This is a genomic window from Ciceribacter sp. L1K22, from assembly GCF_017599385.1.
Lineage (GTDB): Bacteria > Pseudomonadota > Alphaproteobacteria > Rhizobiales > Rhizobiaceae > Allorhizobium.
Genome location: NZ_JAGFPK010000002.1, coordinates 408,599 through 431,332, shown reverse-complemented (window position 1 = coordinate 431,332; position 22,734 = coordinate 408,599). Strand labels below are relative to the sequence as shown.

The 22,734-nt window shown below is 60.9% G+C and carries 24 protein-coding genes; 14 read left to right on the top strand and 10 right to left on the bottom strand.

Annotation, left to right across the window (positions count from 1 at the left end):
* Positions 1-93: 93 nt before the first annotated feature.
* The 4 genes from J5J09_RS20010 (at position 94) to J5J09_RS19995 (ending at position 2,485) form a co-directional block, all read left to right on the top strand.
* Positions 94-732 (top strand): 2-dehydro-3-deoxy-phosphogluconate aldolase, encoded by a 639-nt coding sequence (locus J5J09_RS20010; RefSeq protein WP_208553990.1) that lies wholly within the window; start codon positions 94-96, stop codon positions 730-732.
* Between the two features lie 85 nt (positions 733-817).
* Complete coding sequence (locus tag J5J09_RS20005) at positions 818-1,519, top strand: tellurite resistance TerB family protein (protein ID WP_208554455.1); 702 nt, start codon at positions 818-820, stop codon at positions 1,517-1,519.
* A gap of 76 nt (positions 1,520-1,595) precedes the next feature.
* Positions 1,596-2,282 carry a GNAT family protein gene (locus J5J09_RS20000; RefSeq protein ID WP_208553989.1) on the top strand — a complete coding sequence of 229 codons (687 nt, stop codon included), beginning with the start codon at positions 1,596-1,598 and terminating at the stop codon, positions 2,280-2,282.
* Positions 2,279-2,485 carry a hypothetical protein gene (locus J5J09_RS19995; protein WP_208553988.1) on the top strand — a complete coding sequence of 69 codons (207 nt, stop codon included), beginning with the start codon at positions 2,279-2,281 and terminating at the stop codon, positions 2,483-2,485. Before J5J09_RS20000 ends, J5J09_RS19995 begins: the two co-directional genes overlap by 4 nt.
* Before the next feature lie 6 nt (positions 2,486-2,491).
* Here the strand turns inward: J5J09_RS19995 and J5J09_RS19990 are convergent, their stop codons facing one another.
* From J5J09_RS19990 to J5J09_RS19980, 3 genes are read right to left on the bottom strand one after another with little or no spacing between them, the layout of a single operon-like run.
* The gene (locus J5J09_RS19990) at positions 2,492-3,547 is read right to left on the bottom strand and encodes a nickel/cobalt transporter (RefSeq protein ID WP_208553987.1); all 1,056 of its coding nucleotides are present in this window, start codon (positions 3,545-3,547) and stop codon (positions 2,492-2,494) included.
* Complete coding sequence (locus tag J5J09_RS19985; RefSeq protein ID WP_208553986.1) at positions 3,541-4,182, bottom strand: DUF1007 family protein; 642 nt, start codon at positions 4,180-4,182, stop codon at positions 3,541-3,543. The genes J5J09_RS19990 and J5J09_RS19985 overlap by 7 nt, the downstream gene beginning before the upstream one ends.
* A gap of 56 nt (positions 4,183-4,238) precedes the next feature.
* Complete coding sequence (locus J5J09_RS19980; protein ID WP_208553985.1) at positions 4,239-5,132, bottom strand: LysR family transcriptional regulator; 894 nt, start codon at positions 5,130-5,132, stop codon at positions 4,239-4,241.
* Between the two features lie 564 nt (positions 5,133-5,696).
* Between J5J09_RS19980 and odc2 the strand changes: the two genes are divergently transcribed.
* Positions 5,697-6,830 carry an ornithine/lysine decarboxylase gene (gene odc2, locus J5J09_RS19975; RefSeq protein ID WP_208553984.1) on the top strand — a complete coding sequence of 378 codons (1,134 nt, stop codon included), beginning with the start codon at positions 5,697-5,699 and terminating at the stop codon, positions 6,828-6,830.
* Positions 6,831-6,900: 70 nt separating this feature from the next.
* A complete protein-coding gene (locus tag J5J09_RS19970) occupies positions 6,901-7,494 on the top strand; it encodes an N-acetyltransferase (protein WP_208553983.1) in 594 nt (197 codons plus the stop codon).
* A 113-nt stretch (positions 7,495-7,607) separates the two neighbouring features.
* Here J5J09_RS19970 and J5J09_RS19965 read toward each other — a convergent pair whose 3' ends face one another.
* Positions 7,608-8,453 (bottom strand): hypothetical protein, encoded by an 846-nt coding sequence (locus J5J09_RS19965; RefSeq protein WP_208553982.1) that lies wholly within the window; start codon positions 8,451-8,453, stop codon positions 7,608-7,610.
* A gap of 202 nt (positions 8,454-8,655) precedes the next feature.
* On the opposite strand from J5J09_RS19965, the gene J5J09_RS19960 reads away from it, so the two are divergent.
* Both J5J09_RS19960 and J5J09_RS19955 read left to right on the top strand, forming a co-directional pair.
* Entirely contained in the window at positions 8,656-9,288 is a 633-nt protein-coding gene (locus J5J09_RS19960) for an outer membrane protein (protein ID WP_208553981.1), read from the top strand.
* 261 nt (positions 9,289-9,549) lie between these two features.
* Entirely contained in the window at positions 9,550-10,236 is a 687-nt protein-coding gene (locus J5J09_RS19955; protein ID WP_208553980.1) for an OmpW family protein, read from the top strand.
* A gap of 49 nt (positions 10,237-10,285) precedes the next feature.
* Here J5J09_RS19955 and J5J09_RS19950 read toward each other — a convergent pair whose 3' ends face one another.
* Together J5J09_RS19950 and J5J09_RS19945 are read right to left on the bottom strand one after the other, a co-directional pair.
* Entirely contained in the window at positions 10,286-11,275 is a 990-nt protein-coding gene (locus J5J09_RS19950) for a WD40 repeat domain-containing protein (protein ID WP_208553979.1), read from the bottom strand.
* A complete protein-coding gene (locus tag J5J09_RS19945) occupies positions 11,275-12,381 on the bottom strand; it encodes a GTP-binding protein (RefSeq protein WP_208553978.1) in 1,107 nt (368 codons plus the stop codon). Before J5J09_RS19945 ends, J5J09_RS19950 begins: the two co-directional genes overlap by 1 nt.
* Before the next feature lie 206 nt (positions 12,382-12,587).
* Here J5J09_RS19945 and J5J09_RS19940 point away from each other — a divergent pair, with 206 nt between their 5' ends.
* A complete protein-coding gene (locus tag J5J09_RS19940; protein ID WP_208553977.1) occupies positions 12,588-14,108 on the top strand; it encodes a hypothetical protein in 1,521 nt (506 codons plus the stop codon).
* Between the two features lie 3 nt (positions 14,109-14,111).
* Here the strand turns inward: J5J09_RS19940 and J5J09_RS19935 are convergent, their stop codons facing one another.
* Positions 14,112-14,906 carry a creatininase family protein gene (locus J5J09_RS19935; RefSeq protein ID WP_208553976.1) on the bottom strand — a complete coding sequence of 265 codons (795 nt, stop codon included), beginning with the start codon at positions 14,904-14,906 and terminating at the stop codon, positions 14,112-14,114.
* An 89-nt stretch (positions 14,907-14,995) separates the two neighbouring features.
* Here J5J09_RS19935 and J5J09_RS19930 point away from each other — a divergent pair, with 89 nt between their 5' ends.
* The 4 genes from J5J09_RS19930 to J5J09_RS19915 all read left to right on the top strand — a co-directional run bounded on the left by J5J09_RS19930 (position 14,996) and on the right by J5J09_RS19915 (position 18,092).
* Complete coding sequence (locus J5J09_RS19930; protein WP_208553975.1) at positions 14,996-15,484, top strand: MarR family transcriptional regulator; 489 nt, start codon at positions 14,996-14,998, stop codon at positions 15,482-15,484.
* Between the two features lie 95 nt (positions 15,485-15,579).
* Positions 15,580-16,596, top strand: a complete 1,017-nt coding sequence (locus J5J09_RS19925; protein WP_208553974.1) for a LacI family DNA-binding transcriptional regulator — start codon at positions 15,580-15,582, stop codon at positions 16,594-16,596.
* 23 nt (positions 16,597-16,619) lie between these two features.
* Positions 16,620-17,582, top strand: coding sequence for a 2-hydroxyacid dehydrogenase (locus J5J09_RS19920; RefSeq protein ID WP_208553973.1), 963 nt, complete (start codon positions 16,620-16,622; stop codon positions 17,580-17,582).
* A gap of 69 nt (positions 17,583-17,651) precedes the next feature.
* Positions 17,652-18,092, top strand: a complete 441-nt coding sequence (locus J5J09_RS19915; RefSeq protein WP_208553972.1) for a hypothetical protein — start codon at positions 17,652-17,654, stop codon at positions 18,090-18,092.
* 3 nt (positions 18,093-18,095) lie between these two features.
* Here the strand turns inward: J5J09_RS19915 and J5J09_RS19910 are convergent, their stop codons facing one another.
* Entirely contained in the window at positions 18,096-18,854 is a 759-nt protein-coding gene (locus tag J5J09_RS19910) for a gamma-glutamyl-gamma-aminobutyrate hydrolase family protein (RefSeq protein ID WP_208553971.1), read from the bottom strand.
* 249 nt (positions 18,855-19,103) lie between these two features.
* Between J5J09_RS19910 and J5J09_RS19905 the strand changes: the two genes are divergently transcribed.
* Positions 19,104-20,210 (top strand): TRAP transporter substrate-binding protein, encoded by a 1,107-nt coding sequence (locus tag J5J09_RS19905; protein ID WP_208553970.1) that lies wholly within the window; start codon positions 19,104-19,106, stop codon positions 20,208-20,210.
* 124 nt (positions 20,211-20,334) lie between these two features.
* Here the strand turns inward: J5J09_RS19905 and J5J09_RS19900 are convergent, their stop codons facing one another.
* Together J5J09_RS19900 and J5J09_RS19895 are read right to left on the bottom strand one after the other, a co-directional pair.
* Entirely contained in the window at positions 20,335-22,167 is a 1,833-nt protein-coding gene (locus J5J09_RS19900; RefSeq protein ID WP_208553969.1) for a TRAP transporter large permease subunit, read from the bottom strand.
* Between the two features lies 1 nt (position 22,168).
* Entirely contained in the window at positions 22,169-22,720 is a 552-nt protein-coding gene (locus J5J09_RS19895) for a TRAP transporter small permease subunit (RefSeq protein WP_208554454.1), read from the bottom strand.
* Positions 22,721-22,734 lie beyond the last annotated feature (14 nt).

The window sequence follows — 22,734 nt, the reverse complement described above, 5'->3', positions numbered from 1 at the left end:
CGGTTGCGCCGCGCAGCGCGCATTTGTCTCGACAACGAGACTGGCGCGGGCTAATCCTTGGCCAATTTCAATCGTTTTAAGAAGGGCGTCGCCATGACTTCCAAGACCGAAAAGCTCCTTTCCGTGCTGAAACTGCAGCCGGTCGTGCCTGTTTTGATCGTGGAAGACGCTGCGACAGCCGTGCCGCTCGCAAAGGCGCTGGTCGCCGGTGGCTTGAAGGCGATCGAGATCACCATGCGGACGCCGGCGGCGCTCGAAGCCGTGCGGTTGGTTGCACAGGAAGTGGAGGGGGCCGTCTCCGGTGCCGGCACGATCCTCAATCCCGCGCATTTCGAGGCCGCGGTAAAGGCGGGTGCGGAATTCATCGTCAGCCCCGGTACGACGAAGGAACTGCTGGATACCGCTGCCGCATCGCCAGTGCCGCTGCTGCCGGGTGCCGCGACCGCAAGCGAGGTGATGGCGCTTCGCGCGGCAGGTTACGACGTGCTCAAGTTCTTCCCGGCCGAGCAGGCCGGCGGTGCGGCTTATCTCAAGTCGCTGTCGTCTCCGCTCGCCGGCACCATGTTCTGCCCCACCGGTGGCATTTCGCTGAAAAACGCCAAGGACTATCTGTCGCTGCCAAATGTGGTCTGCGTCGGCGGCTCCTGGGTCGCGCCCAAGGAACTCGTCGCGGCAGGAGACTGGGCGGGCATTACCAAGCTTGCGGCTGAAGCTGCGGCTCTCTCCGGCTGATCACCTTTTTGTTGAGAGCGGTTTCTTTGTAATTCGGAGGTCGCGTTCTTATCTTGCTCGTGAAAACGCACGCAGGGAGAACGCGATGTTCGATGCCAAGAAGCTACTGGATCAATTTTTGGGATCGCAGATTCCGGGAACGCAGGGAACAGTAAAAGGTACGGCCGGCAGCGCGCTCGATCTCGCGAAGAAAAATCCGCTGGCGAGCGGTGCGCTGGCCGCGGTCCTTCTCGGCACGAAGGCCGGTCGCAACTTGACCGGCAGTGCGGTCAAGCTCGGTGGTCTTGCCGCAATTGCAGGGCTCGGCTACCTGGCCTATCGCAACTACAAGACCGGCAACTCACCGGACACCGGCCCGACCGACAGCCTTCCCGAACTGTTGCCGCCTCCAACCGATTCCCCATTTAGTCCACAGTCGCCGCAGGTAACCGAGGATTTTGCTCTGGCGCTGGTGAGGGCGATGATCGCCGCCGCCAAGGCGGATGGCCACATCGACGCGACCGAGCGGGGGCGGATCATGGACAAGATCCAATTGTCGGGGCTGGGCGCCGAAGCCGAAGCCTTCATTGAAAAGGAACTGGCCAGTCCGTCTGACCTCGATGCCCTCATCGCGTCCGCCAAGACGGAAGAGCAGAAGGTCGAACTCTATACGGCTTCCCGCCTGGCGATCGAGCCGGATGGCCGGGCCGAGCGTGGCTACCTCGACCTGCTCGCCGGACGGCTTGGCCTGCCGGACGCGCTTGTCGATCACATCGAAGCGACTGTCGCCGCCGCTGCGAAGGTGTGACGTCGACGCCGCGCCTCGGGCCAGTTGCCTTTAGGGGGCGGCTGGCCTAATCCGTTCTGGTGAAGAGGAGACGGCCATGCGCGATCTATCCAGCTACAAGGCCCCGGCGCCGGCACCGGTAACGCTCGAAGGGCGTTTCGTGGTGGTGGAGCCCTATGAGCGCGCGCGCCACCTGCAGGCTCTCTGGGAGGGGCTTGGCGGTTTTGGGATCAACCCGCTTCTGAAGTATTTCACGCAGCCGGACTTCAGGGATCTCGACGACTTCGGGAACTGGCTCGATGCCATGAAGAACGCCGGTTGGCTCACCCATGTGTTTCGCAACAAGGCGGATGGCAAAGTGGTCGGCATGGCGAACTACATGCGGGCGGATCCTGCAAACGGCGTGGTCGAGGTGGGTGGCGTCGCGCACGGTCCGGCCATGAGCAGGACGCCGCTGGCAACGGAAGCGCATTATCTCATGGCGCGCCATGTGTTCGACGATCTTGGTTATCGCCGCTACGAGTGGAAGTGCCACAACGAGAATGAGGCCTCTAAGACGACGGCTCGGCGCTACGGGTTCACGTTCGAGGGCGTCTTCCGTAACCATGTGATCTCCAAGGGCGCCAATCGCGACACCGCGTGGTTCTCGATGATCGATAGCGAGTGGCCCGACCTGAAAGCTGCCTTCGAGGAATGGCTTTCCCCCGACAACTTCACCTCGGGCGGCGTTCAGAAGCGTCGCCTCGACGATATCCGTAACCAGCTTTCCGGAGCTTCCACGTGAACGAGACGTCAAACAACAACCGGTCGTCTGCAATTGCCGCGGCGATCATCATCCTCGTCGTCGGCGTCGTTTTCTATTTTCTGCCGAGCCTGGTGCTGTGGATCGGCGATTATTCGCCGGCGCTTGCGGTTGCGGTGGGCGCTCTCGGGGTCATGGCCTTCTTCATGATTTTCTGGGTCCGCTCGCGTTTTCAGAAGCGCTGAGAATGGTCAACCCTGAAGGGCGGCCATCAGCAGCGTGCCGCCCAGAAGGATGACGAGGAGTGCCGCGCCGATTTCGATCGCGTTGCCCACCTTTCGCGACAGGCCGGAGCCGGCACCCGTCAACCGGATTGCAAGACCTTTGGCGGAGACGGCCATGATTGCCAGCGCCGACACCGTGATCGCTGTGCCGAGGGCCATGGCGAAGACGGACAGGACGCCGCCGAGATAGAGGCCGTTCAGCACCGAAAAGGCGAGGACCAGGAGTGCCCCGGAGCAGGGTCTGAGACCGACCGCCACGATCGCCGACCAAGCTTCCCTGCTGGTGAAACGCTCGCCCCGCAGCATTGATGGGTCGGGCAGGTGAGAAACGCCACAATCGGGGCAGATGGAACCGGGGGCGAGGGCGTTGTGGTCATGGTCGACAGCAACAGCGGAGAAACGCAGTCCGCTGCCGCCGGACGGAAGCGTGGCCACCTCGGAATTGGCGAACAGAGCATCGCCGACGAGCGCCTTGCGACGCGGCAGCAAGGGTTGGAGCTTTTTCAGGAGAAGCCAGGTTCCGAAGGCCACCACCATGGCATAGCTTGCGATTTCCAACCCATTGGTCGCGTCCGTCATCTTTATGGAAGAACCGCGCAGCAGGATGTAGGCCGTCACCACAACGGCAATGGCGACGAACGCCTGCATCATGGCGGAGACGAAGGAGATGGCTATGCCGCGCCTCAGTTGGGTTTCGTTTGCCAGCAGGTAGGATGAGACGACGGCCTTGCCATGGCCCGGTCCGGCGGCGTGAAAAATGCCATAGGCGAAAGACAGTCCGATCAGGCTCCAAAGTGCCGCCGGATCATCGCGCATTTCTCTCAGCGCACCCGTCAGCGAACGGTAGAAGGCCTGCTGATGTTCGTTGACCCAGGCGAGGAAGCCGCCAAAAATTCCGGTGGTCTGAAACGAAGGCTCGGCGGTGCCTATACCGAGCGGCGAGGCCGCGAGGGCCTGTTGAGCCGAAGGCACGGCGAGGCAAATCAGAGCGGCGATCAAGACTGCTCGCCGACCGCTCAGCATGTCACCTCCAAGCGCGTCGCGAACAGCTTGCCCATGTCGTTGTTGGCGGGGTCAGCGAAGAAGGCTTCCGTCAGCATCGCCTGGTTCTGGGCGATGACCTCGTCCGCATCCGGCCGAATGACCTGATGCTTGCACTTGGCGAAGCCCGGTCCTTCCAGAACCATGTGGGTGTCGTCGGTGAAGTCGATTGCCGTGTAGAGAGTCGGATCGTAGACGCCAAACGACAGCGTGCCGCTGGCGGGCAGCGAGACCTTCGGCTTCACCGAAAAGATCACCAGCAACTGGTTGTCCTGGAAGTCCGCGTGGAGAACGTCCGGGGCGGCAATCTCGACAGGCTTGCCGTCGTGATTGATGAAGGTGAAGTAGTCGTAGTCCGCGAGCGACTGGTGGATCGTGTTGCTGATTTCCTGAAGTTCGCTCTCCTCCAGCTTCAAGTTCGTGTTCGTGTCGAAATCCATCAGGACGCTGGAGGAGAACATGTCATCGAAGCGCCAGACGTTGCGAAGCTCCTGTACCGTGCCGTCATCTGCCGCGACGATCTCCAGCCTCGCCTCGGCGAAGACATGCGGGTGGGCTGCCGCAGGCAATGGCGCCGTGGCAAGGATGAGTGCGAGCAGCAATCGGTTTTTTTTCATCTCTAGAACCGCCGGTGATTCCGTCCTTCGCTCTCGGTAGTGGTGAGTGTTGGCAATTATGTGTTCTTGCGAAACCAGGCATGAAGATAGTCGACGAAGGACCGGACCTTCGCCGGCAGGTAGCGCCGATGCGGATAGACCGCATAGATGCCCCGGTCGTTCGGGAGGAAGTCCTCCAGCAACGGTATGAGTTCGCCGGAGTCGACATAGGGTCGCCCGATGAAGTCTGGGATCATGGCGACGCCGAGACCGGCGCGTGCCCCCCGCAGAGTCGCTTGCGGGCTGTTGACCTCGATCGGTCCGTTGACGGCAACAGAGACGCCGCCGCCATCGGGAAGGTTGAAGCGGGCGGTGTTGTGTCCCCGGGAATTGGTGTCGATCAGTACCGGAACGCGCGAAAGGTCCTGCGGGTGGTCGAGCGGCCCGTGCTTCTTTACGAAATCCGGTGTTGCAAGGGCATAGATCCGGAAGTCAGCGAGCTTTCGGGCAATGAGGCCGGAATCCTCAAGTCGCGTGATTCGAATCGCAAGATCGAACCCTTCCTCAATGAGATCGACGAATCGGTCCTCCGCGACGATGTCGAGCGACAGGTCGGGGTTCTCAACCGCGAAATCGATCAGCGACTGTCCGATGTCTGCATCGATGAAGGTCCGCGGCACCGAGACCTTCAGCCGTCCCTTGAGATCGGCGTTGTTCTCGCGCACCAGGTCCGCCAGGCTCTCGATTTCCTTGAGAATGTCGGCGGCGCTGCGATAGTAGATGTGGCCCGCCTCGGTCATCGAGAACTGGCGGGTCGTGCGGTTGAGGAGGAGCGCGCCGAGTTCATCCTCCAGTTCCCGTACATATTTCGAGAGCAACGCCTTGGATCGCCCGGTCTTGCGCGCGGCTGCAGAAAAGCCCTCCGCCTCGACCACGTCGATGAAGGCTCTGATTCTTGTCAGTGTATCCATTTTTGCCCCTTGGCTCGTCCCACATTTGTGAACGTGCACCGCGAATTGTTCAAGGAATAGCATAGTTCGTAACGAAATTAACCAGGGGCAAAAAATCCTCTTGATTATGACGTTCACTTTTCTTATCTGCGTCGTTGCCCAAAGTCGCACGTGCCCGTGGGTGTCCGCCGACCCTCGAACTGGGATTTATCCCTAAGGTGAGGTCATCGGTAAGGTACCTGGAACTAACCCCTCCAGTCGCTATTCCGGCCAACCGGGAAATGCGAGGACATCTTGAAGCAACGACGGTGCGGGCCTTTCTGGTTCTCTGCCGGCTTTCCATCAGCCGGGGTACTGAAGAGGCACACCATCATTGCCGGAAGTGCGGTAGGGTCTCCCTCCAATCCATGGCAGACAAAGCGGATTTATGCGCTCAGGCAAGAGTGCGTTCATCCATCGTTTCGCGCGTCGAGCGTTCGTACGGTACCAGTGTCTCCACCGACTGGTTTCGAGCGATGTCTCGCCGTCCTTTGTCCATCCGAAGCCTTGCCGCTTCGGGAAGCTTGGAATTTGGAAGGAAGACCGATGACCTCTGCTCGTATCCTCGACTTCATCAACACCCGACGTCCGGAAGGTCCCTGCCTCGTGGTCGACCTCGACGTGGTGCGCGACAATTTCGGTGCCTTCCGTCACGCCCTGCCGGACAGCGCCATCTACTACGCAGTCAAGGCGAACCCGGCGCCGGAGATCCTCCAGCTCCTGGCCTCGCTCGGCTCGAACTTCGACTGCGCTTCCGTTGCCGAAATCCAGATGGCTCTCGATGCCGGCGCCACCGCCGACCGCATCTCCTTCGGCAACACCATCAAGAAGGAACGCGACATCGCCCGTGCGTTCGCGCTCGGTGTGAACCTCTATGCCGTCGATAGCCACGAGGAAGTCGAGAAGATTTCCCGTGCCGCTCCCGGCGCCCGCGTGTTCTGCCGCGTCCTGACCGATGGCGAAGGCGCCGAATGGCCGCTTTCCCGCAAGTTCGGCTGCGTGCCGCAGATGGCCGTCGACGTTCTCGTCTACGCCCACCAGCTCGGCCTCGAATCCTTTGGCGTCTCGTTCCATGTCGGTTCGCAGATGACCAAGGTCGATGCCTGGGACGGCGCCCTTGCGGATGCCAAGCGTGTTTTCGCTTCGCTGGCCAAGCAGGGCATCGTTCTGAAGATGGTCAACATGGGTGGAGGATTCCCGACCAAGTACCTGCGCGACATTCCGTCGGCAGAAGCTTATGGTCAGGCGATCAATGCGTCGCTGAAGAAGCACTTCGGCAACAACATCCCGCAGACCATCATCGAGCCGGGCCGTGGCATGGTCGGCAATGCCGGCGTGATCAAGGCGGAAGTCGTGCTGATCTCGAAGAAGTCGGACAATGACGCGCATCGCTGGGTGTTTCTCGACATCGGCAAGTTCGGCGGTCTCGCCGAAACCATGGACGAAGCGATCCGTTACCCGATCCGCACCGCCCATGATGCCGACGAGATGGAGCCCTGCGTGCTGGCCGGCCCGACCTGCGATTCGGCTGATGTCATGTACGAGAAGAACATGTATCCGCTGCCGATCTCGCTTTCGATCGGCGACGAGGTTCTGATCGAGGGCACCGGCGCGTACACCACCACTTATTCGGCGGTGGCGTTCAACGGCTTCGAGCCGCTGAAGTCCTACGTGATCTGACGTCTCCCGCGCCGGCCAACCGGCGCGGACCTTCACAATCATTGGAACACTCTTGATACGGGAGGCCAGCATGGCCACTGTTCTCGACAACGTGCGCGCCCTTTTCGCGCCTGCACCTGCCTATGTCATCGACCGCGAGACGCCTGCCGACGTCGTGGCGCGCGAGACGCTGCTCGACAAGGTGATGGGCGCCGATCGCAAGACAAAGTCTTCCGAGAAGATCCGGCGCGGGCGCGTCCCGGCCGAGGGCCTCGCACTGGTGGCGCGCGATCGCGCCGGTCATGTCATCGGCACCGTTCGCCTCTGGAATGTCGAGGCCGGCGTAGACCGGGACGGGGGCCCGATCGAGGCGCTCCTGCTCGGGCCGCTGGCCGTAGATTGCGCCCATGAAGGCAAGGGCATCGGTTCCGCGCTGATGCGTGCAGCGCTTCTGGAAGCGAAGAAGCGCGACCACGGTGCCGTACTCCTGGTGGGTGACGCGGCCTATTACGAGCGCTTCGGCTTCTTTGCGTATCGTGCCCGCCATCTCGTCATGCCGGGACCGTTCGATCGTGCGCGCTTTCTGGGGCTGGAACTCAAGGACGGATGGCTGGGCGGCGCGGCGGGCATGATCGTTGCCACCGGCCGCAAGTTGAGCGGTACCTCTCTCGAACAGGCGGCGTAAAGGCCGCCGCTCGCTCGGCCCGCGCTCCCGGACCGGTTCGACGCAACCCGCGTCTGGAGCCGCCGGTCGAGCGCGGGTCGTGAATGTCCGATTCCCGATCTCCTGTGTCGGCGTCAGAACCGGCGCTCGTTCTCTTCAGCGAGCATTTGCAGGGCATCGGAGTCAGGTTGATAGGACTTTGTTTTCTCAGACCAAGTGTAGGTAACGCCGATGGTGCGGTCGGCGATGACGGCAATCGGCTCGGCACATTCGTCGCCCTCCTTCGGATCGTCGTGGAGGCTGATTTCGACGTAAATCGCGGGTTTGCCGCTTGGAACCGCGTCGTTGACCGAAACACCCGTTTGTTGCTGGCGCCAGAGGCCGCAAAGCGATTCCGAAAACGTGAAGACATCGTCGACATGAAGGAGTTCCTCCGGTGTCGCGAGATAGAGGCTCGTGATTCGGTAGTGCTGGGATGAGTTGGAGTGGGTATTGTCGATGACAATCAACGCCGTCCTGTCATCGACGAGCCGCGTATCGCCTGATATCCCTGTCTGCCGATCAAGGCCGACATTTACTATATCGCCTAGCACGGGCGTTTCTCCGGCGAGCGTATAGAGGGCGAGCGACGCTGGCGCATCGGGTTGTCCATCCGGCTCGCCGAAATCCAGGAAAACGATCATCGCCTTCGCGCCTGCGAGGTGCATGACTTCGGCTTTGTTGACTTGCAGCCCCTCCGGCCACGCCTCGTCCACATCCAGTTCCTCCGCCATGGTGGGGGCGACCGTGTTTCCCCGCCAGCCTCCAGACGTCGCTTCCAAATCCGGTACGACCGCGCGAGCGAGATCCAGGAAAGTGGTGGGGATCTGCGGTGATACAGGGTCGCTCAGATCGGCCATCCGCCAGATGTCGGCCGCACCGGCGGTTGCGGCGACAAGGGCAAGAGCGCCCGCCAGAAGCGATCGCGGCAGAATGTGCATTTGGAGCCTCCAGAGTTCAGTCTAGCCGAAATCGCCGAATGGCGTCGAGCCGTTGTGACAAATGCGTCACGGCAAGCCGGAAGAAATTCGAGCGGCTGTGGAACCTTCGGAACTTTACCCCTGCGTTCATGAGTTATGGCGGTGGTGATAGACACCTGCCCCGCGATCGGGGTTCGCACACAGTCTCAGGGGAGATATCCGAATGTTCAAGAAATTGCTCACGACGTCCACCGCGATAGTGCTTCTGTCCACCGGCGCCGCTTTTGCTGCGGACGCGATCTACGAGGTGCCGGAAGCTCCGGCGGCAACGATAGAAACGCCCGTCGTGTTCTCATGGGCTGGCGGCTATGTCGGTGTCGAAGGCGGTTACGGCTGGGGTGACGCCGATGTCGATGGCTTTGGCTCTGACGGATTCGACGGCGGCCGCTTTGGCGGCTTTGTCGGTTACAACTGGGAATTCGGCAACAGCGTTATCGTCGGTCTCGAAGGAAACGTAGATTACGATTGGAACGACGGTTCCGTCGCGGGCGCCGATTTCGAAACGGGCTTCAACGGCGGAATTCGCGGTCGCGTCGGTTACGCGATGGACCGGGCGCTGATCTATGCGGCTGGCGGCTGGACAGCAACCGATGCAAACCTCGACACCGGCGCCGGCGAAGACAGTGAGACCATGCATGGCTGGACGATTGGCGCAGGCGTAGACTACGCGTTCACCGACCGGATGTTCGGCCGGCTTGAGTACCGCTACAACGACTATGGCGACAAGGATATCGGCGGAACCAACGTCGATTTCAGCCAGCACGTCGTCAATGTCGGTCTTGGCGTGAAGTTCTAAGAATCGCTGACAGACCCGTCGTGACACGTCCGGCCCCTTTGTGGGCCGGACTTTTTTGTGTTTATCCCGGTCAAAACCGACGCTTCAAATGACCCGGATTTGGCATCTGTCATTTTGTTATGTTGTAAAACTGTAACTATACGTTTCTCCTTGTGTGCATAGCAGCAGCAATTCCCTTTCTTTGATTTGAATCAAACGCTTGAAGGCTCGCTCCCCGATAGTCGACGCGGCTCTGCCAAATCTGAAATCTAGGAGAGAACAATGAGCAAGACATGGAGCACGCGCCTTCGGGCGCTGGCCGCAACCACCATACTGACGCTTACTGCGCAGGTCGCGCCGGCGGCGGACCTGGCGCCGCTCACCCCGGCGGAAGAGTCGGCGGTGGCGTCGTTGAGCCCCTGGCAGATCCGTGTCCGCGGGCTCGGCGTCATCACCAATGACAGTGGCAGTCTGGATGGCGTGCCGGGTTCGGACCTTTCCTATAGCGATACGGTGATCCCGGAACTGGACATCACCTACTACTTCACCGACAACATCGCTGCCGAACTGATCCTTGGCACCACCTATGCCAACATCAGTGGAGAAGGATCAATCGCGGGCCTCGGCAAGATCGGCAAGACCTGGGTTCTGCCGCCGACGCTGACGCTTCAGTACCACTTCACCGACTTCGGCGCTTTCAAGCCCTATGTGGGTGCCGGCATCAACTACACGATGTTCTACAATCAGTCCGGTTCGGCCGTGGATGACATCGACGTCAAGGACACATTCGGTGCGGCCTTGCAGGTCGGCTTCGACTACATGCTCGATGAGCACTGGGGTGTGAACTTCGACGTGAAGAAGATCTTCCTCGAGGCCGACTACGAGGCCACCAGCGGCGGCGCTCCCTTGAGCGGCAAGGCCAAGCTCGATCCCTGGCTGATCGGCGGCGGTGTCACATACCGGTTCTAGAAAGCGACATGGGGAGCCTCGTGCTCCCCATGTTTTTCTCCACAGTCTTTCAGGCCGAAATGTCGATGACGCCGCAATCGCCGGCGTCTGACGCATATGCCAGCAACTTGCCCGTCGAACTCCATCCCATCGACGTGATCGCACCTTTGCCTGGACGACGCAGAAGCGCCTCCTTGCCGTCGGCGATGCGAACCGCGAGGATCATTCCGTCGACAAAACCAATCGCGAGGATTTCCTCCGCCGGATGGAAAGACACGTCCGTGACCATGATGTTGGCGCGCGTTCCCAGTTCGAGCGGTGCCTTGCCCATCGGGCCATCCTTGCCGGAAAAAGGCCAGACGATCGCGGCCGGCGCACCTGAGGAGGCGAGCCACTTGCCCTTGGGCGACCAGGAAACGGACTTCACTTTCGCCGGATAGCCGGTCATACGCATGTGGCGGGCGTCCGCGCCGGATTTGCCGTCCAGCTTCCAGCCATGCAGCGCATTTTCCTGCATCGTCGTGACGATGAAGCGCCCGTCGGGTGAGAAGGTGACGCCGGTATGAGCTCCCTTCCACTCAAGATCGATCGGTGCGCCGGAGGTGCCGACCCAGTGAAGGGTGACGCCGTTGTAGCGCGCCAGCGCAATGCGCAGACCCTTCGGTGCGAAATCAATCGCTTCGACTGTCCGCTGCTCTGTGAACTCCTTTGTGGTGCCGTCAGCCAGACGAACGAAGGCTGACTTGCCCTGCGCATACGCGACCGCGCCCTGCGGACCGGTGGCGACGACGGAGATCCATTTTCGAGGCAGATGCGCGAGCTCGGTGATGCTCCCGTCGTGCGCGATCCGCAACACCTTGCCGTCTTCGCCGCCCGTGACGAGAGTCTGGTTGGCCGGATCCTTGACGCAGGCGAGGATGCCTTCGTGTGCTTCGGTCACCTTTTCTCCGCCGTCCAGACGGTGAATGGTTCCACTGGCGGCCGCGAAAACCGGCATGTCACCAAGGAAGGTCGCCGCGACGACGTGACCTTCTATATCGAGAGGCGCAACCGATGGCATCAGGCGGTGGCCTCGCAGGCCTTGAAACTTGCTTCCAGCTTTTCGCGATCAAGTTCGCGCCCGATGAAGACCAGGCGGCTCTCACGCTTCTCGTTTTCCTTCCAAGGGCGCTGATGGTCGCCTTCGACGATCATATGAACGCCCTGGACGACATAGCGCTCTTCGTCTCCCTTGAAGGCGATGATGCCTTTGAGACGAAGGATATTCGGTCCCTGCGTCTGGGTAACCTTCTGGATCCAGGGGAAGAAGCGGTCCGGATTCATCTCGCCACCACGCAGCGATACGGAGGTCACCGTGACGTCGTGAATGGCGGACGGTCCATGGTCGTGATGGTGGTGATGATCATGGTCGTGGTGGTGATGATGATCGTGATCATGGTGATGGTCATGACCGTGATGATGGTGATCATGATCGCAATCGGGTCCGCAGACGTGATCCGGGTCGTCGTGATCCAGGAAATGCGGATCGTTTTCGAGAGCGCGCTCGAGGTTGAAGGCACCTTGATCCAGAACCTTGGCCAGATCGACGCCCGAACGGGTCGTGGAGTAGATGCGGGCCGAGGGGTTGATGGCGCGGACGATGTCCTCGATCTGGTGGAGCTGGTCGTGGCTGACGAGGTCGGTCTTGTTGATAACGACCACGTCGGCGAAGGCGATCTGGTCCTCGGCTTCGCGGCTGTCCTTCAGGCGGAGCGGCAGGTGCTTGGCGTCGACGAGTGCCACGACGGCATCGAGTTCCGTCTTGGAGCGGACGTCATCATCCATGAAGAAAGTCTGCGCGACCGGAACGGGGTCGGCGAGGCCCGTGGTTTCAACGATAATGCCGTCGAAGCGGCCGGGGCGGCGCATCAGGCCTTCGACCACGCGGATCAGGTCGCCGCGGACTGTGCAGCAGACACAGCCGTTGTTCATTTCGTAGATTTCCTCGTCCGACTCCACGATCAGATCGTTGTCGATTCCGATCTCGCCGAACTCGTTGACGATGACGGCATATTTCTTCCCGTGATTTTCGGAAAGAATCCGGTTCAGGAGCGTGGTCTTGCCTGCTCCGAGATAGCCGGTCAGAACGGTCACGGGAGTGGGTTTTGCAGCAGCAGCTTCGGTCATCGGAAACCTCGACGAAAGGGGAGTTACGGCAGTGCGCCTGTAATGGTGTTACCGTCATATAGGCGCTGGCTTGCGTCAGTTCAAAGGCTTTCTGCCGGTCTTCGGCGTTCCCCTGTTTGACACTCCGGGTTCCTTACCCTATCGACGCTCAAGATGCCGTTTGGTCGTTGCGTACGACATTTTCTTTCAGCGGATTTGCGAGCGACATGTCGAAAAGCTCCGTTCTTTCCCGTCTCGCGAATCTCCCTGAACGGCTAGGCGAGATGATCACGGGTCGCCGGGACGGGATAAAGGCGCTGCTGGCCTTCACGCGCTTCAGCGGTGTGATCCGGCATGACCCCCGGCAATATGATCGCCAGCAGCGCGAACTGATCCTGCTCGGACGTCTTCTTCTGACATTTCTGCGGTCGCCGATGATCTCGCTGGCGCGCGACGTGGCAATGTTGGCGGAAGGCCTCGGCGACGAACGCACGTTCGCTGCCATGATGCGCCGTGCGATTGCCGATGCGGGACGTTTGGAAACACGTCTCCGGCAAAAGCCTGGAAGCGCCACGCTGCTCGTGGATTTCCAAATCTCGCTCATGGACTTTGATGCCGCAAAGCGCGTCATTGGAGCTATCCGTGATACGCGTCCCGAGCTTGCGAACCAGTTGTCGCAGCGTGTCGCGGACCTCGAAGCCGAATGCAAGCCTTGGCGGGATGTCGTAGACGCTGCGTGTGCATCGCTGAGGCGACGTTTACAGGGAGGCGCAACACCCCTTCAGGAGAGGCTGACCGTTCATGTGCCCGTGGCAGCCTTCCGGATGAATCACCGGGATTATCCGGGATTCAGGGAGGACATCCGCCGGTCGTTCCGGCAGATCGTATCCGTTCTGCGTGAAAACGGCACGTCCTACTCGGTCGAGATGAGGGTCGCCAAGCACGGCGCTTTGGCTGATGAGGGAGCGTTTATCGCCTACCATACCGTCGGTGGCGAGGGACGAGGTCTCCACGTCAAGGAAACCGATCGCCGGAGCCACTTCAGCGGCGACACCGGAGGCTATTCGGGCTGGAGCGCCTTCAGTGACAAGCCCCTGCCGCCGGCTGACGCTTTCGATCCGGCAGTGGTGGCAGCTTTCATCTCGTCCGAACGACAACAACTGATCGCCGGAAACCAGTCCAAATATCTCCAGCCTGAGACCGGTCCGGATCGACCGGCGGGACAATATGTGTTTGTCGCCCTGCAGGTGATCGACGATGCGGTCCAGCGCCAGGCGGCCCTGCATATGTTCGACATGCTGGAGGAGGTCAGTCGGGCCTGTGCGGCCAGAGGGATAGCGGTCGTCGTCAAGCGCCATCCGCTCTGCCGGTCGGCGGCTGTCCGGTTCGTCCTAGCCAAGGGCGTCAGGCGTGGGCTGTTTTCGCTGACCGAGGGCTCCATTCACGATCTGATCGATGGCTCTTGCGCGGTCTGCGTGATCAATTCCGGCGTCGGTGCCGAGGCGCTTCTGCATGGCAAGCCCGTCTACACATTCGGGCGGGCGGAATATCAGGCGGCGACGTTCCGGATCAGGGAACGCGGCGAGTTCGCGCGCCTGTTCGTTCCGGACCGGCTGCCGGCGCCGGCGGAGCGGATCGAGGCGCTGCTTTATGCACTGCGGCACAGCTATGCGACGGACGTCCGCACCGAAGACGAAGCTCTGGCTTTCTGGCGGGACAGGCTGAGCGGAGTGCTCGGCAAAGGCTAGCCTTCACCGGTCGAAGAGCGTGATGTCGAAGCGGTGCACGTCGTCAAGGAGCGCCAGGAGACCGGCTACCGCGTGGGCGATGAGCGCCTCGCCCTTTTCTGCCGTTGCGGCGGATGCGTCGCCTGCCGCGCCTTCAGGATTGAGATCCGACATCTTCCATCCGAAGGCGTGGGGACCGTAGGCGCGGAGATGGACAAAGTCCTCGATGAAGCGGCTTTGCCGGGAGGTGAAGTTGCCGGCCTTCGACATGACGACCTTCTCAGGGTGGAGAGCGAGCATGACCGAGGTTTCGATATCGCCGGCGTGGATGTCGATGGCCTTGCGTTCCGCGACAATCACGTCGTCAGGCACGCCGAACCGGGTCCAGCTGGTCGCTACCACCAGCATGTCGAAGCGAACCCGCGCTTCCGTGGCGACAATCGTCAGCAAGGGAGAGTTGCCACCATGTGCGTTCAGCAGAACCGCCTTCCGGATGCCTTGGCGCGCCAGATCGGCAAGGATCGCGAGCCATCGATGACAGGCCTCGTCGAAGGGCAGCGTTCGGGTCCCATCCACATCCATGTGTTCGATCGAATAGCCCACGGGTTCAACCGGGAGAAACGTGGCGGGTATGGATTCGGGAAGAGCTTCAATCAGGCGATCAACGATTCCGGCCGCGATAAGCGTGTCCGTCTCAAACGGCAGGTGGGGTCCGTGCTGTTCGTGGGCTCCCAGCGGCAGCACTGCGATCCACTCGCGACGTTCTGATCTCGGGAGTGCCGGGTCGTTCTCAGAAAATGCGCGTTCGGGACGTGCCATGGAATTGTTGCTCCGGCTTTGACTGGTATGCATAGCCTGTCTTAGATGGTGCGGACTGCGGCGAATGCCGGCGAGCGGCGGGGTGAACAATGTCGAAAAAGGACAAGGGCGACAAGAAGGGCAAGGCCAAGAAAAAGGCGGCGCTCGACGAAAGGATCGGCGACCTCGGGCCCGTGATGATCCACGCGGCGCGGGCGATGCGGACGCGGTTGTCGCGCAATCTGGCCGAAAGCGGCCTCTATGCCGGCCAGGACGGGGTGATCCAGGCTCTGGCGGAGGAGGAGGGGCTGACGACCGGCGCTCTTGCCCAACGGCTTGGCGTCAAGGCGCCGACCATGACCCGCACGATCGGGCGTCTGGAGGCGCAGGGCTTCGTGGAGCGGCGCGCCGATCCCAAGGACGCCCGCCTGACGAAGGTGCATCTGACGCCGGCAGGCACCGATACCCTTTCCAAGATTGAGCGCGCGACGCAAGAATGCAGTCTGCAGGCTGTGCAGGGCCTGTCGGGCAAGGACGTGAAACTTCTGGTTCGGCTCTTGCAGAGCGTCGAGGACAATCTCCAGCAACAGTCCGAATGAGAAACGAAAACAGTTGCATCTGAGAATTAAACTATTTAATTAAACGGTTTAATCGCGGTAGACGCGGGAGAGGGGGCAAGCCCGACGGAGGAATCGTGGCGCAAAAGGTCAAGTTGTCGACGATTGCCGAGTCTCTCGGTCTTTCCACTGCAACCATATCGCTCGCGCTGCGCGACAGTCCTCTGGTGGCCGTGGACACCAGAGAAAAGATCAAGGAGCAGGCTCGGGCCCTCGGCTATATCTACAATCGCCGGGCCGCCAGCCTAAGAACCTCCAGATCGGGTATTATCGGTGTCGTGGTTCATGACATCATGAACCCTTTCTATGGCGAGATCCTGAAGGCCATCGAAAGCGAACTCGATCGCAGCCGGCACACGTTCATCCTCTCCAACCATTATGACTCGGTCGAAAAGCAACGAACGTTCATCGAGACCTTGCTGCAACTCGGTGGCGATGGCGTGATCATGTCACCGGCGATCGGGACGCCGGCGGAGGATGTGATGCTGTCCGAGCAGAACGGCATGCCTGCCATCCTCGTGGCCCGATCGATGGAGGGCGTGGACCTGCCGATCTATCGTGGTGACGACAGCTACGGGATATCGCTTGCTACCAATCACCTGATCGGACTGGGCCACCGGGTGATCGCCTTCATTGGCGGCACGGACCTGACCTCGACCGGCAGGGATCGATACCAGGGTTACGTCAACGCGCTGCGCAAGGCGGGTATCGAGGTCGATCCCAACCTGCGAATTCCCGGCCCGCGCACCAAGCAGGGCGGCTTCGAGGCTGCTGTTCACTTCCTGTCGCTGCCGCAAAAGCCGACCGCCGCCGTGTGCTGGAACGATCTCGTTGCGATCGGGTTGATGAACGGTATCGCCCGTGCCGGGCTGGTGCCCGGACAGGATATTTCCGTGACCGGCTACGACGATCTGGAAGAGGCATCTATCGCCACACCGGCGCTGACGACGGTCTGGAACGGTCAGGCGGAGGTCGGGCGGCTTGCTGCCCGTGCTTTGCTCGACAAACTCGCCGGCAGCCACGAGCCGGACGGTATCCATCTGATCAAGCCGGAGATGCGCATTCGCCAGTCAACCGGCCCCATGCGACGTTGAAAAGAAGACTACGAGGAAGACTGATGACGGAAACGCCGACCATTCTCGTGCCCGGACGGGTGCACCCGCGTGTCCTTGAGCGATTGCAGGAGCGCTTCGAGATCGTCACGGCACCGGCGGGTACCGGTTTCACGCTTGGGGACGAGGAGGCAAGGCGCATCAAGGGCATGGCATCCTTCAACTTCGCCCCCGCCTCATGGATCGAAAAGCTGCCAAGTCTCGAAATCATCGCGAATTTCGGGGTGGGTTATGATGGCGTTGATGCCAAGGCCGCCGCGTCCCAAGGCGTGGTCGTCACCAACACGCCCGACGTCTTGAACGATGAAGTTGCCGATACCACGATCGCGCTGTTGCTCAATACGGTTCGCAGGTTCCATGCTGCGGAAAGCTGGCTGCGCGACGGTCGCTGGGAGAGCGAGGGCGCCTTTCCGCTGTCGCCGCTGTCGCTCAAGGGACGTCATGTCGGTCTGTACGGCCTCGGCCGAATCGGCCTTGAGATCGCGCGCCGGCTCGAGCCATTCAAGGTCGCAATCAGCTATCATACTCGCAGCCCGCGGACGGATGTCAGCTATTCCTACCAGCCAACCCTTCTCGATCTGGCCAAGGCGGTGGACACGCTGATCTGCATCGTGCCGAAGACGCCAGAAACCCACAAGGCCATCGATGCGCAGGTTTTGGCGGCGCTCGGTGAGAACGGGGTTCTCATCAACGTCGGTCGTGGGTGGTCCGTTGACGAGGATGCGCTGGAAGCGGCCTTGAGGCAGGGAACGATCGCCGCTGCCGGGCTCGATGTGTTCCAGGATGAACCGAAGGTGCCGAAGGGGTTGATCGGTCTGCCGAATGCGTCCCTCTTCCCGCATGTGGCATCGGCGTCGGTGCCGACACGTAACGCCATGGCGGATCTGGTGGTCGACAACCTCATCGCCTGGTTCGACACTGGAAAGCCTATCACACCCGTACCAGAGACGCCTGTCTCGAGGGACTGACCATCCTCCAGTTTTCGGCAAGTTCCGGAGCGCACACTCTGCTTCATGGACGATGGGCAGGGGGCATTCATGGGACTTCGTGGTGTCGTTGCTTTGAGCTCGATTTCGGGAGCGGGGCTGGCAGCCGTCGTGACGCTTCCGTTTCTCTCTCAGCGCCAGGATTGGCCGGATGATTTCGTCTCGGCCTCGATTCCACCGCAACTGACCGCCGGGCTGGCATCACCGCCAGCGCGGTTTTCGGTAACCAACCTGAGCGATATGACGGTGTGTCTGGTCGATCGGGGCGGCGCATTGACCAGCCGCAGCCGCAGCTTCGAGGCCGGACAGGATTGCAGCGCCGTGTGGCCCGGCCTCGTTCAGGCCGCGAACTGGATCGAGAACGGCGACGGAACGGTGACGTTGTCAAACGGTAACGGCGAAGTGGTGCTGACGCTCGGTCGTGGGCACGGCTTCAGCTACGAGTCCCTGGATACCGACGGAGCCAGTCTGGCCTGGCTCCTGTTGCCCTGACTTTCAGGCCGCTGCCCGCATTCCGGCATAGTCGCGCACGGCATCCCCGAATGCCTGGAACAGGGAGCGGGACGGACGGTCGGTTTCCGCCCAGTATTCCGGATGCCATTGCACGCCAATCGCGAAGCCCTTGGCATTGATAACCGACACGGCCTCGATCGTGCCGTCGTCTGCGATCGCTTCGACCTGCAGGCCTGGCGCCGTTTTGGAAATCGCCTGGCGGTGGAGCGAATTGACCGCGACCCTTCCCGTGCCGAGATAACGCGCGATGCATGAGCCCTCTGCGATGATAACGTCCTGACGAATGGAGAAGGCCGTGTCGCGATCGACATCCGCAGGTTTGCGATGGTCCCAGACGCCCGGCTGCTCCTGGATTTCGGTTGCGAGCGTACCCCCGAGCGCGACATTCAACTCCTGAATGCCACGACATATCGCCAGCAGCGGAATGCCTCTCTCGAGCGCGCGCCGGATCAGGGGGAACGTGGTCGCATCGCGGGCGGGATCAAAGGGCCCATCTTTTTCAGATGCTTCGGCACCATAGAGCGTCGGGTGGACATTTGTCGCTGAACCGGACACCAGAAGCCCATCGACGCGATCGAGAATCGCGTCCGCGTCATTCCCCTCGACGAAAGCCGGAATGATGAAGCTCATCACGTCCGCGACCTTAAGCGCCGCCTTCACATACTGGTTCTGTGCCGCGTGCCATGTCGTGCCATCGAATTCGCGAATGTCGGCTGGTACTGCGATAATCGGTTTGGACATAGATGGCTCCGATTGGGGACGATGTCTTTTCTCATTCCATCCGCGAGCCCAAGTCAACGAAATTCGTTTGGCCTTGCCCGCTGGTGCCCCACTTGGCGGATGGCAAAGCCAGTTGTTCGAGGACACCGTTCTTTAGTCGAAAGTCGTCTGGTTCAAAGCTTGAAACGCTTTGAACGGCATGGTTATCTCGTTTTACTCCCTTGGTCTTTCGAAGAGAGGCAGGGGTAACCATGATGGGAGGTTTAATTCATGGATCGTCGTTCATTCATTAAGAAGGCCGGAGTCGCTGGCGCCGGCGCTGCCGCGTCCACCGTGCTTGCAGCACCTGCGATCGCGCAGGAAAACCCCAAGATTACCTGGCGCCTGACGTCGTCGTTCCCGAAGTCGCTGGACACGATTTTCGGTGGTGCTACCGATATCTCTGAACGCGTCGCTGCCGCGACCGACGGCAACTTCAATATCCAGGTGTTTGCCGCCGGCGAAATCGTTCCCGGCCTGCAGGCCGTGGATGCCGTGGCCGCTGGCACCGTCGAGGCGGCGCATACCACGTCCTACTATTTCTGGGGCAAGGAGCCGACGTTCGCAATCGGCACTGCACTGCCGTTCGGTCTCAACGCGCGCATGTCGAACGCCTGGTTCAACCAGGGCAACGGCAACACGTTGATGAACGAGTTCTATGCCACGCAGGGTCTTTACGGTCTTCCGGCTGGCAATACTGGCGTTCAGATGGGCGGCTGGTTCCGCAAGGAAATCAACACGGTCGACGACCTCAAGGGTCTGAAGATGCGTATCGCCGGCCTCGCTGGCAAGGTGCTTGAGAAGGTCGGCGTCGTGCCGCAGCAGCTTGCGGGTGGCGATATCTATCCGGCCCTTGAAAAGGGCACGATCGATGCGGCCGAATTCGTCGGCCCCTATGACGATTCGAAGCTCGGCTTCCACAAGGTCGCCAAGTACTACTACTACCCGGGTTTCTGGGAAGGCGGACCGGTCGTTCATGGCTTCTTCAATCTGGAGAAGTTCAATGGACTGCCGAAGCATTACCAAGCGATCCTCACGGACGCCTGTGCCTACGCCAATACCAACATGATGGCGAAATACGACGCCAAGAACCCGGCGTCGCTGAAGCAGCTGGTGTCCGAGGGCACCGTGCTGCGTCCGTTCAGCCAGGAAATCATGGAAGCCTGCTATCAGGCTGCAATTGGCATCTACGCCGAGCTCTCCGCGCAGAGCGAGTTCTTCAAGAAGACCTACGAAGACCAGCTCGCGTTCAAGAAGGACGCGTACCTCTGGGCCCAGCTCGGCGAGTACACCTTCGACACGTTCATGATGATCCAGCAGCGGGCCGGCAAACTCTAACGGTTCCACCGTTCGAAGACTTCGGGGCCCGCGCATCGCGCGGGCCTTTTTTGTCCCGCGACGGCAGTCAAGAAAAACGGCGCTCGATGGCGCCGTCCTTCAGGTCGGACATCATCTGTGCCAGCTACTGGATAACGGGTGGCTGGCTGAGGTCGAGAGCGGGCGCCGCCGGAGTTGCTGGCGCAGGGGCAGGACCTCCGAGATCGAGCGGCGGCAGGCCTATGGCGGGCGCCTGTTGGCCGTTGCCACCCTCCGAGCCAAGGGGGGGCAAGCCGAAGGCCGGCGCTCCTCCGGCGCCATCTGAGCCGAGAGGCGGCAATGACATTCCGTTGCCTTGTCCGAAGCCCGGGATTTCGATCTGCACATCGTTCGGATCGACGGTCGGCGCGTCGCCCTTGTACCGCAAGACGAGGTCCGGGAAGGCGATCACAACCAGAATCATGATGAACTGGATTATGATGAAAGGGAAAACGCCCTTGTAGATATCGATCGTTCTGACGCCATCCATCATGCGGCCGGTCACCTTGTCCTTCCAGGCGGAGGGTGGGGCCACGGAGCGCAGGTAGAACAGGGAAAAACCAAACGGCGGTGTGAGGAACGAGGTCTGCAGGTTGATGCCGAGGATCACTCCGAACCAGACCAGATCGATCCCGAGCTTGTCGGCCACCGGCGCGAGAAGCGGAACCATGACGAAAGCGATCTCGAAGAAATCCAGGAAGCAACCGAGGATAAAGACGATGATCGTGACAACGATCAGGAAGCCGTACTCACCGCCCGGCAGCGCCGTCAGCAGTTCCTCGATCCACACATTGCCGTTGATGCCATAGAACGTCAGGCCGAAAACGCGGGCGCCGATCAGGATCATCATCACGAAGGCGGAGAGCTTGGTGGTCGCGTCGAGCGCGTTCTTCATCACGGCCATCGACAGTCGCCCCTTGGCGGCCGCCAGCACGATGGCACCAGCCGCGCCCATGGCGCCGCCTTCCGTGGGTGTCGCGATGCCGAGGAAGATTGTGCCGAGCACCAGAAAAATCAGAGCCAAAGGCGGAATGAGAACGATGATCACCTGCTGGGTCAGGCGGGAAATGAGATTGAGATTGAGTGTGCGGTTGGCGATGGCGACGACATAGACAGTGAGAACTGCAAAGGCCAACGCAGCGACGAGCTGCCACTCGGGGCTTTCTATACCGGTGAAAAGCACGTCGTGGCCGAGGAAATAGAGGCCGATCGCGATGAGCAGCATGACGATAAGCGATGTCACCCCGCCACCGAGTGTCCGAGCCTCCAGCGGCAGGGCCGGTGCCCAATGCGGCTTCACCATCGTGACGGCAAAGATATAGGCGCAGTAAGCGAAGACGATCATGATCGCCGGATAAAGCGCGCCGACATACATGTCGCCGACCGAACGTCCCAGCTGGTCGGCCATCACGATCAGGACGAGCGACGGCGGAACGATCTGTGCCAGTGTGCCAGACGCGGCGATCGTTCCCGATACGAGCGGCTTGTTGTAGTGGTACCGCAGCATGATGGGCAGGGAAATAAGGCCCATTGCCATCACCGATGCCGCGACCACGCCGGTCGTGGCACCGAGCAGCGCACCCACCAGGATGACCGCATAGGCAAGGCCGCCGCGGATCGGGCCGAAAAGCTGGCCGACCGTGTCGAGCAGATCCTCCGCCATACGGGAGCGCTCCAGGATTAGTCCCATAAGCGTGAAGAAGGGGATCGCCAACAGGGTATCATTGTACATGATGCCGTAGATGCGATCCGGATGCGACTGCAACAGCGGCCAGAAGAGCCGGATCTCCGGGGAGATCGTCGACAGTTCCACGCCGAGAGCGAAGTAGATGAGACCGCCCGCCGCGAGCGTGAAAGCCACCGGATAGCCGAGCAGAAGCATCAGCATCACGGTTGTGAACATGATGGGTGCGAGGTTATGGGCAATGAAATCGATCATGTCACTGCCCCGCCGTTTCGGCTGCGCTTTTGTCTGCGGCGTCTTCGTCCAGCACGCCGGCAAGCACCGCTGCGCGCTTGATGATCTCCGAAACCGCCTGGGCGCTCAGGAGCAGGAATCCGACCAAGACCGCTGCCTTGGCGGGCCAGACGATCAAGCCACCAGCGCTCGAGGAAATCTCACCGATATTGTAGGAATTCCAGAACCACGGCCATGCAAGCCATGCCATGAGAAAGGAGAAGGGGACCAGAAAGATGATATGGAGCACCAGGTCGATCCAGTTTCGCGTCCTCCTGGACCAGTTGTTCGAGAGGATATCGATCCGGATGTGCTCGTTCTTCAGCAGCGTATAGGCGGAAGCAAGCATGAAGACAGTGCCGAACAGGTACCACTGCAGCTCCAGAAACGCGTTTGACGACATGTCGAACATTTTTCTGATGATCGCATTTCCGGCACTGATGAGAACGGCAGCCAAAAGCAGCCAAGATACCCACCTGCCTATTGCGCCGTTGATTGCATCAATCACCCGGCTCAGCAGCAATAAAGCCCGCATTGTTTTCTCCCTGA